We start from the raw sequence: 15115 nt of genomic DNA, 5'->3' as shown, positions 1-15115 counted from the left end.
GAACAACCTCCCCAAGTGTCAGTATGCATGTCCTGCGACTGCTTCTTGCCGCTCTGACGCTTTGCCGCGCCGCGCCCCGTCAACCCTTGACCGCTCCGCCGGTAAGGCCCTGCACGAAATACTTCTGCACGAACAGAAACATCGCTACCAGCGGAATCAGCACCAGACAGATCGCCGCCGACAAAGGCCCCCAGTCCGTTGCGAACTGCGACTTGAACGCGATAACGCCCATCGGAATCGTCTTTAGAGGCGAGGTAGAGAGCGCAATCGAACCCCAGAGCAATTCGCCCCAGAAGCTGACAAAGTTGAAAATGGCGCAAGTGGCAATCGCCGGCAGCATCAGAGGTACGGTAATGCGGTAAAATGTCTTCGTTTCGTTGCAGCCGTCCACCCGGGCCGCTTCCAGCAACTCTTCGGGCAGCGTGCGGAAAAAGCTGCGGAAGATGAAGACGGTCATCGGCAAGCCCCAACCGATATAGGGAATGATAAGCGAGTGAAGCTCGCCGATCATATGAAGCCTGCTCATCATGATATATAGCGGCATAATCGCCGACTCCGACGGCAGCATTGTCGTGGATAGAATCAGGAACATGATTCCGCTTGCGAAGGGCACGTGCAGCCGCGCAAGCGCGTAACCGGCCATCGCTCCGAAGATGACGATGAACAATACGGAAATCCCTACGACGATGCTGGAATTTAAGAAATACTCCCCGATATGAGCATCCAGCCAGGCTTTCGGATAATTAATGGCGTGTACATTCTTAGGCAGACCCCATACGTTAACGAAAAACTCCGCCGTCGACTTGAAAGAAGTATTCAATACGAACAGCACCGGATAGATGGTAAGCACGATAAACAGAACCACGACCGTTCTGCTGATCGGATGCGCGGCGAGATTAGCGGTCAGACCGGGTCTAATATTCATAAGACGTACCCCGCAAAATCCGACTCGTAATCAGAATAATGAGCATAACGGCAATCGTCAGCAGGAAACCCATTGCGGCGGAATATCCGAACTCGCTGTAAGTGAACGCCGTATCGATCATCTGCAGCGGAATCGTACGGGACAGAATGCCGGGTCCGCCTTCGGTCATGACGAATACGAGGTCGTAGGACTTGAACGCCAGCACCAACGTAAAGATGGCCGACAGCTGCACGATCGGTTTGATCAACGGAAGCACGATGGAGAAAAATTGACGGGCGTAGCTCGCCCCCTCCAGTTTGCTGGATTCGAACAAGGATACCGGGATATTCTGCATCGCGGCGAAGACCAGCATCATCGTCAGTCCCGTCAAGCGCCAGATGCCTACAATAATAATGCTTAGAAGCACCGTATCCGGATTTTCCAGCCAAGCTTGCGCCCAGGACCCGAGTCCGATCGTACGCAGCAGCTGGTTGATCAAGCCCATCTCCGGATTGTACATGAAGGTGAACAGCAGCCCGATAATGGCAACCGGCAGCATCACCGGCATAAACAGAATCAAGCGGCATATGGCGCCTTCGCGCCGGCCGAGCCGGTAAATAAACCCTGCCAGCCCGGTTCCGATCACAAGAGCGGCAAACGTCATTGCGACTGCCAGATAGATGGAATTAAACAAGCTCTTGCGCACATTCTCTTCTAGAAGAGCTTCCTTGTAATTGTGAAAACCCACCCATTCTCGATGCAGAAATCCGTCCCATTCCTGAAAGGAAAGCACCACGTTCCAGATCGTCGGAATGAAGATGGCAAAAGCGATAAAAGCAAGGGCCGGAAGCATAAACAAAATGCCCGTTCCTATCATTTTTTTGCGTTGACTGCTCAGAGCCGTCATGTCTGTATGTCTCTCTCCTTCCCCTGAAAAACATTGCCTCTTCGACAAGGGGCTGTCCCATAAGTACAAAGATCCGTATCGAACGATGATCGTTGGAATGGTGCAAGTCGCATCTATCTCCTTCCGCTGCTATACGATCCTGAAATTTTGAAGGGGTAAACCCATGATAGGGTCATTTCAGGAACGTATGAGGCAGTCTCCAGGAGATAGATGCTTCTTCTTTTTCCATCGATCCTCTGGTACGTCTTTGCTTATGAGAAAAGCTCTGCTTTTTATTTATTTAACGTATCCAGACGAACCTTCTCCAGCTTGTCCAATACGCTTGCTTCGCTCTGCCCTACCAATACATGGTTGGGGATAAACTCCTGCTCGAAGAATGCGGCGATCTTCGGCCCGAAATTGTAAAATTCCTTGGCCTGCACATCCGCGCTGAGCTCCATAATGCGCTGGATGACCGGATCGCTGACCTTTACGTTCACGTTCGCGGCCGCGTAACCTTCGTCTGCATGGATCTTCTGGATCGATTCGTTCAAATACGTCTTCAGCACCTCGACCGCCGCATCTTTATCCGTGACATTCGCAGGAATGAACAATCCGTCCGCACCGCCAAGGACGGCATTCTCTGCCCCCATGGAAGGCCAGCTTGCGACAGACACCTCAAAATCCTTGGCATCCGCGATAATTCCTCCCGCATTGGCCGATACCTCGGCAAGCATTGCTACCTTGCCTTGATAGAATGCGGATTTCGCTTCGTCGCGGCTCACGGTTAAAGCTCCCTTGCCCGGATACCAATACTGGTTGTCATACAGAGCTTTAATATTGCTTAACACCTTCGAGAAGATCGGATCCGTACCGGGCACTTTGCCGGCCGCCAGGTCTTCGAGTTTCCCTTCGCTCTTCCCAAGGCTCAATATGCCGTTGCGCGCGAGCCAAGGCTGAATGTCCTTCTCCTTGCCGATCGCGAACGGGTACGCATCCGTCTTCTCCTTAATCGTCTTGCTCGCGGCGATAAATTCCTCCCAGGTCCATTTCGTCGGTACGGGAATTCCGGCTTTCTCGAAAATGGCATTGTTTACGTAGATGACGGAGAAATTGGAGCCCAGCGGAACCGCAATATATTTCCCGTCGAATTTGCCCAACTCCAGCAGCGTCGGGTTGAAGGTTTGTTTCCATGCGCCGTTGTCCGCCTCCAGATACGGCGTCAAATCCAGCGCCTGATTGGCGTCCGCGAACGTCTTCATGTTTTGCGGCCAGAATTGATAGATGTCCGCAGGCGTATTAGAGGCGATGCCCGTCTTGATGATTTTCTCCAGGTTCGCCCAATCGACCTGAATGCCCTCGATATTGTACTTGTCCTTCAACTGCTCCTGAAGCTCGCTTACCATTTTCTCGCCGGACGTATATTCCACGATTTTTCCGTAGAACTTGATATTCTTCTTCGCAGCCGGAGTAGTCGCGGCCGGCGTCGAGGAAGACGCCTCAGCGGACGACTCCGCGCTCGGAATGGCGCTTCCCGCATTGCCGCCCTTTCCGCCGCAAGCGGTTACAAGCAAAATTGCAGCCAACAACATACTGCCGAGCACCCCTGTTTTCTTAACGCTCCTCATTGTTCTTTCCATCCTCCCGGGTTGTTTTGCAGCCTTCACTCGTTCGCTTATTTTGGCTACGCTTTCATTATAGAGAGCAACATCCCGCTCCCACAGGCAACGAATCTACAAACTGTTCCCGCAAATCTACAATTTGCCCGGGACGGCATGTTTACGATAATCGGACGGGGAGCATCCTTCGCTCTTCTTGAACACCTGGCAGAAATACTTGTAATTCTGAAAACCGACGCGATCCATAACTTCATAGGCCAGCAGATTCGTGCTTCTCAGCAATTGTTTGGCTTCATCGATGCGATGTCGATTCAAATATTCGCGGAATGGGACGCCGACCTCTTTGTTAAACAGATGGCTGAAATAATTCGGCGTAATCCCCGTCACCTCCGCCAAAGTTTCCACCGTCAATTCGGATTTATAATGGCTCCGGATATAGTCGGTCGCTTGCGCGATCAGGTACGTATGCTTGCCGCCGCTCCCGTTCCGCTGCCTTTCCAGCGTCATCATGTAACGGCGCAGCACCTCCTCTTTATACGTTTGCATGATCTCATAATGAAGGAAGATCGCCCTGCTCCATTCCGGCCGATCCGATCGGCGCTCTTCCTTCCGCTCTTCGGGCCAAACGCCGTACAGTATTCGCAGCAGCTCCACGCATAGCTCCTCCACCCCTTCCCTGGACAGACCGGCAATCTGCCCGGCTTCTTCAAATTGTCGGTCGATCAGCGCATTAACGGCAGCGACGTCCAGATGGAGCACAGCCTCCGCAAGCTTCTGTTCCACGATTAACGGCAGCGGATAATGGCGCACGGGAACGAAGCCAGACACAGCTCTGAATACAACTCCGCCCCCATGCACCAATTTGCCGTTAAGCGCGCCGCATGCTTCGCCCATTAATCGAAGCAGCGCCTCTACAGACCCCGGAGCGCTCATACCCAAGCTTACGGTAATGCCGAACTTGTCCGTCAGGGTGCCGTTGAGATCCCAGTGCCACTGACGGACCGACGCCTCCCAACTATCCGCCGAATAGACTTGCGCCAATCTGCACAAGACATAGAATCTTCGCTCCCTCATATCTGTCGCGACATACTCTTCGCTCGCAAACCGAGAGAGCAGCTGCTTTCCGACCTCGGCATACATCTGCTCCCGCCGTTCCGGACTTAAAGCGGACAGTCGGACAGCGTAGCCGTCCCATTCCAGCGCCATGCAGACAAAATTTCCGTCCGTGTTCGTCAAATAACGGACAATCTCGCATGCGCCCATGGACAAATTGCTCTGCTCCCCGAGGGCAAGCTTCTCCAGCCAGCGAGCCGCCTGGAGCGTCCTGCGCTCCCGCTCCTCCTGCCGATGCGCCAACAGCTTATGCTGCGCGGCTTTGACCATCTCGATCAGACTGCGCAGCTTGACCGGCTTTAACTCGTAATCGGCAACCCCGATCTGGATCGCTTCCTTGGCGTATTGAAAATCCGCGTAACCGCTCAGGAGAATGACCGCCGCTGAAGGCGTCTTCCGCTTGATCGCCCTGCTCAGCTCCAGGCCGTCCATCCCCGGCATCCGGATGTCCGTGATGACAATATCCGGCAGATGCCGGTTATACAGCTCCCAGGCTTCCGTTCCGTTGGCCGCGGAATACACCTGATCGATATCGAACATCGACCAGTCGATCCCTTCCGCTAGGCCGGTACGGATTTGCACCTCATCGTCGGCAATCAACAGTTTCATTCCGATTCCCCCGTTTCCCGATGTCTTGGTATCGTTAGTTCTACGCAGGCTCCTTGTCCAGGTTCGCTCCTCACCTCAAGCTTGGAGGACGATCCGTATCGCAGCCGCAGCCGATCCGCGATATTACGCAGCGCAAACCCTTTGTGCCCCTCCGGTTCCACCTTGAGAATCTCGTCGATCAGCCCTGCGCCTATCCCGACGCCGTCATCCTGAACCCTCAGAACGATTTCGCCCGCAAGGCGCTCGAATACCGATACGCGAAGCGTCCCGCTGCCGATTTTAGGCTCAATTCCATGAATAATGGCATTCTCGACGAGCGGCTGTAAAAGCAGAGTCGGCACGGGTTCCTCCATGAGCGTCGGATCGACCTCAATATCCCAGCTCAGCTTGTCGGCGAAGCGATTCTGTTGAATGAGCAGGTAGTTTTTGAGATGGTCGATCTCACGGCCGATCGTCGTCGTTTCCCTGCCTTGATTCAGCGTATGGCGAAAAAGATCCGACAGCGCCTCGATCTGCTCTCCGATATCGTAAGCCTTGCGTTTAACGGCCATCCAGCGGATCGAGTCCAGCGTATTGTACAGGAAATGAGGGTTTATCTGCGCTTGCAGCGCCTTCAGCTCCGCTTCTTTCTCGCGAATTTGCCCTTTATATACTTTCTCGATCAAGTTCTGAATCTGCCCTACCATATCGATGAAAATATAAGACACTCTTCCGATCTCATCCTTAGATCGAATTTCTAAATGTACATTAAGATTGCCGCTCTTCACTTTGGCCATCTCCTTGGTCAGCCGCTTAAGCGGCTTGACCACACTCTTGCTCTGGACGATGAAAAACAGAATGCCGAACAACGCGCACAAGGACATGCCGATCAGGATGAACAACTTGACGACCTCAAGCTGGGACAGCAGCTCCCTCTTCGGAACGATCTCGACGACATGCCAGCCCGTATCCTCGATCCGGTAATGAAAGACCGCGCTGTCTGCGCCGTTAATTCGCGCGTCGAAATAACCTTCTTCGAATTGAAGAAGGTATCGAACATACTCTTGATCGCTCAGATCGGCATCCAGCAGATCCTTATTCGGGGAAGAAACGACTTTGCCGGTCCGGTCGACGATAGAGATACCCCCGCCGTTCCACGAGTGGATGCCGGCATACATATTCGATAAATAACTCTCATCCACGCTTACTCGCTCAACAGCGATCTGCCGCGGCGCATTCAAGTCGTTGATGGCTCGCACAAGCGAAATAACCGGTTTGGGAGAAGTCTGCTTGTACCGTTGGTTCAATAGATACGGCGGGGTCCAGAACACCTTGCCGCCTAGCTGCTCCGCAGTCCCGTGAAAACGGGTATCCTCCACCTGAACGGAATCGCCGTACTGGAAGATGATTTCTCGCCCCCGGCTAACGGCAATCGAATTAATATAAGGCTTGCTGTGAAGCAGGGAATCGAAAGACACGAACAGCTTAGCCTTGTTGCGCTCTGCGTCCAGATAGTTTTTCTCCGTATGGAAATGAATAAGCTCTTGCAGATAATCGTCCGACAAAATCGTAAGCGACAGATAATCCGCCTCTCGAACGATATTCTCGATGCCGAACCGGGTTTGCTTGAGCACCTGAAGCAGGTTGTCCCGGGTCTTGTCATAGACGACGTTGGAAGCTTTCAGCTGAATAATAAAAGCCACGATACCTAGGGGGATCATAATAAATACGAGCAGATAGACGACGAGCTTCTTGCCCAAACTCAGCTCCAAAAAGGCATCTCTTATACGCTTCATATCAACAGCCCCATACTTGTAGTCGATCTATTATGTTTGCGCTTACATTATTCTGCATCATTCGACAATGAAACTCAATAATCAATATTGTAGCCTTCTGCGCGACACTCTGGGCAGGCTGCTCAGCTACAAAAAGTTTCGATAATCTACAATACGGAAGAGGCTGCCCATATAGACATGTCAAGTTGCTCTAATAATGTACACGACGATTTGTCCGCTCGACGGTTGTGTCCGCTCGACTGTTGTGTCTGCTCGACGGTTGTGCCCGCTCGACTGTTCCTGTTGAAACTACAGCTTTTCGATCCACAAGGCGACTTCCGTGGGGGAAGTTAGCCGAAAAACCATACAAAGCTACTCCGATTAGATCCAAACGACGGGCATTTGTCAGAAAAATCGTATAAAGTAACTCAAATCAGGCTCAAACGACTGACGTTTGTAGGGAAAACCGTACAAATAGGCGATTGGGGCGATACCGACTGAAAACACCAAACAGGCGAGCCCCCGTTATGGGAAAGCTCGCCTGTTCTGCCTTGCCTTTATTTCATTTCCTTCGTCGGTCCCGCCACAGGAGGAACAGGCAGCCCCGCTTGACGGAGCAGCACCGTCATTTGGCCGCGGTGATGCGTCTGATGATCGATGAACTGGCGCAGAAACTGGCCGCGTTTCGTCGGACCCATGAAGCCTTTGATTTCCTCGGCCAACTGCTCGTCCGACAGATTCTTTGCTTCGTTGTTATAAGCGGCGATAACCTCTTCATACTTAGCGACAATCTCCGCCATCGTCGACGGCACCTCTGAGTCGCGTGGGATCGCAGGAATATTCAGGCCTGCGAAATGGCCGAACCCTCCGCCCGAGCCGACCAGATGCCACGCCAGCCAACCCAGCGAGCTATGTCCCTCAACGATCGCCACATTCATCTTGTCGTCGGTGATCGCCTTCATCACAGCCAGCGTTCCCGCCGACGATGCCGCCCAATCCGCCAAAAAATCCTCCGCTTTACGATACATGATTACGCCTCCCCAAATGGTTTCTACTCTATTTTAAACTCGATGGGGGACGAATTCAAATCGCTGGACAACCCGCTGGCGGCCTGCGAATATGACGCTAAAATTGGATAACCCCCGCTAAAGTAAGCACCCCCGTAATCAACGCCGCGATGAAAAAAACGATGAAAAACCACTTCGTGAATTTCCAGCTCATATTCGAGCCTTGCCACCAAACTGTACCGTAGATGACTGCCCCCAGCAGCATAACGGAAATAAAAGCAATAAAAGCATTAAACACTAACCCCACCTGCGCTTCCCGAAAATGATTATTTAATGAGCTTACATTTCGCAAAATCAGCATAAATCAGCCGCTCGGATTTCTCTATACCTCCGAAGTGATATTTTTACTGTAATCGGAGGCCGCAGACGATTTCTCTATATCGCGCGCCGCTGTTTCTAGTACAATACATTTAGTGGCATTAATCGAGTTTAGAGGTGTGCGGAAATGCAGGGAACAAGGCTGACATTAAGAGACGCGATACAAGAGCAAGGCGCGATGAGCGCGGAACGGTTTCTCCCTCTGGCTAGAGGAGTTGCGGCCGGAGTTGAAAATCTTCATCGCATGCATAAGCTTCATCTGGATTTGCGCCCCGAGAGGATCGAAATCCTGCAGAACGGTACAGAGGCGGCGCTCATCGACACAGGTTACGAGGCGAGCGGCTCGCCCGATGGTTATGCGCGCCCGGCCTATAATGGCAGCTTTCATGCAAGTTTGCCGTATTGCTCCCCGGAGAACACCGGCAGAATGCAAAGAAAAATTGATGAACGCAGCGATTTGTACTCCTTGGGCGTTATTTTCTATGAAATGCTGACCGGACGCTTGCCCTTTCTGGCGGATACCGATCATCCGCTGGAATGGATTTATATGCATCTTGCACAAAGCCCCGCCCCGATAACCGGCGCGGATTTGCAACTGCCGGACGGCCTTGAAGCGATTGTAATGAAGCTATTGGACAAAAACCCGGATCGCCGCTACCAGAACGCCGGACTTCTCATTGCCGACCTGGACAAGATCGGACGCTCCGACGATACCTTCTTCACCATGCCCGGCTTTTACGGCAGAGAGGCCGAAATGGCGGTCCTGACCGAAGCCTTCTATTCCGCCTGCCTCGGATCGGCAGAGGTCGTCTACGTGTCGGGAGAAGCCGGAATCGGAAAATCGAGCCTACTGGACGAAATGTTTCGAAAGCAGCCGCAGACCCGGGACTTCTACTACATTACCGGAAAGTTCGAGCAAATCCCCAAGCAAAGCCCCTATCCTCCGATCATACAAGCCTTTCGCGGACTTGTCCGCCATCTACTGGGCGAAAGGAAGCAGCGGTCCGAGGTCTGGAAGCACAAGCTGCGAACCGCGCTGGGGGCTAACGCTGGCCTCATTACGGCGATGATTCCGGAAGCCGATCTGCTTCTGGACGTTACCTCCTCCGAGAGCGAGTCGGAGCTATCCAATCATGAATCGGGGACAAGATTCGTTTATGCTTTTCGTAAATTCGCGCAGGCGCTGGCATCCAAGGATCATCCCATCGTCCTGTTTATCGACGACTTGCAATGGGCCGATGCTTCATCTCTCGAATTGATTCGCGCTCTGCTCTCCGATCCTGAAAGCCAGTATTTCCTGTTCGTCTGCGCTTACCGTCCTTCGGAGACGGATCGCAGCAAGCTTCCCGGTTACGAGTCGGACGGGAGCGTTGCCGTTCAGGCGGCCATCCGCCACATCCCTCTATCTCCACTTGGCCCGGAGCAGATCAATCGGATTGTGATGGAGACGCTGGGCAGCCCTGCAGACGTGGCGATGCCACTGACGGAATTGCTGTATTCGCAATCCGGCGGAAATCCGTTTCATTTCAAGCAGATTCTGCTCCGCCTGCAGGACGACCGCTGTTTGCTCTACAACCGCGAAAAGCAGAGCTGGCAGTGGAGTCTGGGAGAAATTATCGAGCGCCTGCCCGGGTACGCCATTCACGAATTGATAGAGCATAGGCTGAGCCGCTTGTCTAGCGCCGCACTGAAGCTGCTCCAAGCCGCCGCTTGCGCGGGAAGCGTCTTCGATCCCCGTTTAGTCGCGCCCGTTGCGAACTTGACGTCGGAAGATGCTAAATCGGAATGGTCGGCGATGGAGGCCGAGGGCATGCTTGTTCAAGGAGAGCACGGCAAGCTCCGCTTTGCGCACGACAGCATTCAGAAGCTGATCTACGGGAAGCTCGACGAGCGAACTAAACAGAATATCCATCTGTTAATCGGCCGCAGTCTGATCGCGGCGAATTCCGAGGGTTCCGGAGCCGAAGGAAGCTTATTTGACGGAATAAACCATCTGAATCTGGGCTCCGTGCAAATGACCGACAAGCGGGAGTTAAGACTGCTGGCCGTAAAAAATTGCGATGCGGGCAACCGTGCGCTGGAGACTTCCGCCTATGACGTCGCATTGGAGTATTTCAGCAAGGGCGTCGAGCTGCTATCCGCGGAAGATTGGAACGAGGAGTTCGAGCTCTGCTTCGAGCTGCACGCTCGGAAAGCGGAGTGCGAGTTTCTGTGCGGCAATCATCAGCAATATGAACGGGATATTCAGCTCGTGCTGGATCGGGCGCGCAACCCGGTCGAACGAAGCCGGGCGCAGATGATTAGAATTATGCAGCTGATTAATCAAGGCAAATATGTGGAAGGAACCGCTCTTGGCCTGCAAAGTCTAAACGAGCTGCAAATTAGAGTCTCTTACAATCCGGGAAAATTAACGCTTCTAATGGAAGGAATTCGGATCGAGGCGCTGCTTCGCGGTCGTTTCGACCGGCTTGCCCAGATGGAGGAAATGTCGGATAAAGTCCGGATCGCCGCGATGAATCTGATCTTCGCCATCATTCCGTCCACGTTTTTTACGAATAAGGATATCTTCTTCCTGCTTATGTGCCGCGCCATTCAACTGTCGCTTCGCTACGGCAACACACCCGTATCCGCCGCCGTCTATTCCGCCTACGGCATGCTTCTCGGGAGCGGAATGGGCAAATTCGGCAAAGGCTACACCATCGGCAAGGTCGGCGTCGAGCTGTCCGAACGATACAACGTCCCCTCGGTGACGAGCAAAACCTACACTGTATTCGGCGGAGTGCTATGCCAGTTTGCCGGGAACGCCCGAGAAGGCGACGCTTATTTAGCCAAGGCGCTGCGCTGCGGCTTGGATTCGGGCGATTACGTCTTCGTAAGCTATGCGATGGGCGCTCACGTCAACTCGTTATACACGCGGGCGTCCTTAAGCGAACTTGCGAGAACAATCGCCGATTACATGGCCGTGTTGGATACGACAAAGGACGAATTCGTCAGGCAAAATTTTTATCTGTATCAGCAGGTCATTCTCGCCCTTCAAGGAAGAACGGCTGCGCCGGATTCGTTCAGCAGTCCCGACTTTGACGAGGAGGCGTTTCTGGAGCGGATTCGCCGGGAGGAGACATCGGCCACTACCTTGTTTCAATATGGTACGTATAAGACGCAGCTCTACTATTTGCTGGGCAATTGCGAGGAATCCGCCCGCTGGGCTCGCCATGCGGAAGCCTACGAGGATTATGCCACTCATCTGCCCCATCTGCCGGAATGTCAGTTCTACGAGGCGCTTGCCTTGGCGGAAATCCATGCCCGATCCCGACGAAGCTCGTTAACGAGAAAAAGGCTAGTTCGCGCTCTTCGGCGATTTAAAAGATGGACGAGGTGGAGCTCCGATAACTTTCGTTCTAAACAGCTGCTTCTGGATGCCGAGTATGCGCGGGCTGAAGAAAAATTCGCGCTGGCCGAGGAAATCTACGATAAAGCGATCCGGGAGGCCAGAGAGCAAGACGACTTCCGAATCATCGGACTGGCGGGTGAGCTGGCCGCCGTTCATTACGACAGGTGCGGCAAAAGAACGACGGCGCTCTATTATTGGCAGGTGGCCGTCGACGGGTACGGACAGTGGGAGCTTCCCTTGAAGCTGCGGCAAGCGGAGGAGCGGCTGCAGGCGTTGCGGCGGCAAGAGCAAGCGGCGGCACCCGCGGCGGAATACGAGGCGGATCCGACAGGTCTTCCTGTCGATGTCGCCAACGTCGTCGCGGCGACAAGCGAGCCAGGCGAATCTTATACGCTCGACGGCGCCGATCTTACCGCAATTGTGAAAGCCAGCCAAACGATGGCCAATCGCATAGACATGGACGCTGTGCTCGCCGAAATATTGAGTACGATTCTGAAGCATGCAGGCGCCAGCAAAGGCGCTCTGATCACGGGCGGTCAGGAGGCTCTGTATATTCAGGCATACTCGGATTCCGAGACCGACGCCGAGGGCATGGGCAAAGTTCCTTCTCTACCGCTAGAAGTGCTGGACAGTTCCTTGGTGCCGGAGGGCCTCATTCGCTATGTCGCGCGGACGCGCGAGAACGTCCGTTACTCTGCCGACGAGGAGAGCTGGTTGATCCATAATCCGTATATCGGCAATCGCCGACCTCAATCGGTGCTATGCGCCCCCGTTGTCGTACACGGTATTATGCTGGGCGTGCTGTATTTGGAAAACAGACTGGCCGGCGGCTTATTCGCCGCGGATCGTCTCGCCGTCCTGCTCGCTATGGCTTCGCAGGGCTTGATGCTGTGCGTGCTGCAAAGCTCGCCGAGTCCGGTCTATGCGGAGTCGGAAGCGGAGGATGACTTTCCCGCCCCCGGTCTGATGGACGAGCCGCTTACCGAACGGGAGCTGGAGGTACTCGCCTTGCTTGCGGCCGGACTGTCCAACAAGGAGATCGCCGATCGTCTGATCATCGCCGTCGGCACGGTAAAGGTGCACGTCAAAAATATTTTCGCCAAGCTTAAGGTCAATCGACGCATTAAGGCAATAGAGCAGGCCAAGGAACTCAAGCTGCTGAGGTAACCCTGTCCGGCCGTACTGCATGAAGCTGCCTCGTTTTATACAGATGCAATACGCGTGACCAAGCCTTTCTGCCGTCTTTTGCAGAAATTTGTCGTATGCTACAATGGAAGCGTTAAGTCTCTCCAAAGAATGGAATCTATTATTGACATAACGCCTGAAAGCGAAGTGGACAACCATGTTTTCGGAAATCAAGGATGTCATGTTCCCGGTATCTGCTCTTGAGGAATCCTCTATCGTAGCAATCTTGGATCGCAATAGTGCTTTTTCATATGTCAATCCGCAATTTTGCGCCATATCGAAGTACGCTCCCGAAGAGTTGATTGGACGGACTTATGAATCGCTGACTGCCGCCGACTTTAATTCCGATAAAACTTTGGGAGAAATGAAGCGGACGATAGAGCAAGGGAAGGTATGGAAGGGCGAAATCCGAATTGCGTCCAAGGACGGCGGCGGCGCCTGGCTTGCGCAGACCATCATTCCCCTTGTCAATGAGCACGGAGAGGTGCAGCAATCGGTCTCGATCGGCACGGACATCTCGGAGCGCAAAGAAAATAAGCTTAAGCTTATGCAGACGATGGAAAACCTGCGCGACATCGAGAAAGCTCTGGACGAATCGTCGATCGTCGCCATTACCGATCGTGCAGGGGTTATTACCTACGTTAACGAGAAGTTTTGCGAGATTTCCAAATACGAGAAGCACGAGCTGTTGGGCAAAACGCACCGGGTCATCAACTCCAACTATCATCCGAAAACTTTTTTCAAAGAGATGTGGGGCACGATCAAGAGCGGACAAGTGTGGAGGGGCGAGGTTAAAAATCGGGCGAAGGACGGCACGGAATACTGGATGAATACGACGATCGTTCCCTTCCTCGACGACAATCGCCAGCCTCGTCAGTTTATCTCGATCCGGTCCGATATTACCGATCGGGTGAAGGCCGAGGAAGCGTTGGCCGAGCGCACCGAGCAGTTAGCCAGAACTCGGGACGAAGCGGTCAAGGCCAATATGATCAAAAGCCAATTTCTCGCCAATATGAGCCATGAGCTGCGCACGCCGCTTAATGCGATTATCGGCTATAGCGAAATGCTGCGGGAAGAGGCCGAAGAGCTCGGAGAGACGGTATTCGTCGAAGACTTGGGCAAAATCAGCAAGGCGGGCAACCATCTGCTCGCTCTGATCAACGATATTCTCGATATTTCCAAAATCGAGGCAGGCAAAATGGAGCTTCATCTGGAAACGTGCAGCTTGCCCGACCTGATTCAGGACGTGACCACTACGATCCGGCCTTTGGCGGAGGAAAAAGGAAACCGTCTTAACTATGAATGTATAGCGCAGGACATCATTACGACCGATGTGCTCAAGGTGCGGCAAATTCTGATCAACCTGCTGAGCAACGCGAATAAATTCACCGATGCGGGAACGATCACCTTGCGCATCTTCCGAGAAGCGCGCGATGGCTCGGACGGATACAGCTTTCACGTACAGGATACGGGAATCGGCATGACGCCGGAGCAGATGGAAAAGCTGTTCTTTCCGTTTACTCAGGCCGATGCATCGACGACGCGCAAATACGGCGGCACCGGTCTAGGGCTGGCAATCAGCCAGCGAATCAGCCAGATGCTAGGCGGCGATATCCGCGTGGAAAGCGAGCCGGACGTCGGCACCAGCTTCATCTGCTGGCTCCCGATTATGGAGGAAAAGCCAAGGGAGGCTCAGCAGTCAAGTGTGGAAGCCGATCCGGGCAATGCGGAAGAAGCGTCGTCGTCCATCAATATTCTGCTTATTGACGACGAAGCCTCCAACCGCGAACTGATGCAGCGGTATATCGCCAAAACCGGCTGGAGCATGGCCTACGCTGGCACCGGGCCGCAGGGCATCCGATTGGCGAAGAAACGACGTCCGGACGTCATCTGCCTCGACATTCTGATGCCCGATACCGACGGTTGGGAAGTGCTCGCCGCTCTGAAGGACGACCCGGACACCGCCGACATTCCGGTTATCGTCTGGACGATGCTCAGCGACAGACAGCGCGGCTACGCCTTGGGCGTCTCCGAATTTCTGACCAAGCCGTCCGAACGGGACAAGCTCATCGATACGATTAGCAAGTATATTCGTACTGAAGGGACTGTCTCATACTCCAATTGATTGGAAAGTTAGTCGAAAAATCAAATAAAGCAACTCAAATAAGAAGGAAACGACGTACGCTGTTCGAAAAATCGTACAAAGCAACTCGATTCAGGCTCAAACGACGGAGGTTTGTAGGAAAGACCATACAAGTCGACCAAGATC

General features: G+C 53.4%; 9 protein-coding genes. 2 read left to right on the top strand and 7 right to left on the bottom strand.

The genetic code is table 11. From position 1 onward, the window contains the following. Positions 1–79: 79 nt before the first annotated feature. The 7 genes from DFP98_RS18445 to DFP98_RS18415 all read right to left on the bottom strand — a co-directional run bounded on the left by DFP98_RS18445 (position 80) and on the right by DFP98_RS18415 (position 8190). Positions 80–925, bottom strand: a complete 846-nt coding sequence (locus DFP98_RS18445) for a carbohydrate ABC transporter permease (protein ID WP_116062068.1) — start codon at positions 923–925, stop codon at positions 80–82. Beyond that, complete coding sequence (locus DFP98_RS18440; RefSeq protein ID WP_116062067.1) at positions 915–1811, bottom strand: carbohydrate ABC transporter permease; 897 nt, start codon at positions 1809–1811, stop codon at positions 915–917. Before DFP98_RS18440 ends, DFP98_RS18445 begins: the two co-directional genes overlap by 11 nt. Positions 1812–2083: 272 nt before the next feature. After that, on the bottom strand, positions 2084–3418 hold the full coding sequence (locus tag DFP98_RS18435; protein WP_181917776.1) for an ABC transporter substrate-binding protein: 1335 nt from the start codon (positions 3416–3418) through the stop codon (positions 2084–2086). A gap of 126 nt (positions 3419–3544) precedes the next feature. Further along, a complete protein-coding gene (locus DFP98_RS18430) occupies positions 3545–5131 on the bottom strand; it encodes a response regulator transcription factor (protein WP_116062065.1) in 1587 nt (528 codons plus the stop codon). Further along, positions 5128–6906 (bottom strand): sensor histidine kinase, encoded by a 1779-nt coding sequence (locus DFP98_RS18425; protein WP_116062064.1) that lies wholly within the window; start codon positions 6904–6906, stop codon positions 5128–5130. Before DFP98_RS18425 ends, DFP98_RS18430 begins: the two co-directional genes overlap by 4 nt. A gap of 536 nt (positions 6907–7442) precedes the next feature. Beyond that, entirely contained in the window at positions 7443–7913 is a 471-nt protein-coding gene (locus DFP98_RS18420) for a DinB family protein (protein WP_116062063.1), read from the bottom strand. Positions 7914–8010: 97 nt separating this feature from the next. Next, positions 8011–8190: a hypothetical protein gene (locus DFP98_RS18415; protein ID WP_116062124.1), complete on the bottom strand. Its 180-nt coding sequence runs from the start codon at positions 8188–8190 to the stop codon at positions 8011–8013. A 207-nt stretch (positions 8191–8397) separates the two neighbouring features. Between DFP98_RS18415 and DFP98_RS18410 the strand changes: the two genes are divergently transcribed. Then, positions 8398–12828 carry an AAA family ATPase gene (locus DFP98_RS18410; protein WP_116062062.1) on the top strand — a complete coding sequence of 1477 codons (4431 nt, stop codon included), beginning with the start codon at positions 8398–8400 and terminating at the stop codon, positions 12826–12828. Positions 12829–13003: 175 nt separating this feature from the next. Beyond that, a complete protein-coding gene (locus DFP98_RS18405) occupies positions 13004–14971 on the top strand; it encodes a PAS domain-containing hybrid sensor histidine kinase/response regulator (RefSeq protein ID WP_116062061.1) in 1968 nt (655 codons plus the stop codon). The last annotated feature ends 144 nt before the right edge of the window (positions 14972–15115 follow it).

The sequence above is a fragment of the Cohnella phaseoli genome, assembly GCF_003386235.1.
Taxonomy (GTDB): Bacteria; Bacillota; Bacilli; order Paenibacillales; family Paenibacillaceae; genus Cohnella; species Cohnella phaseoli.
This window is presented reverse-complemented; position numbering and strand designations above follow the sequence as displayed.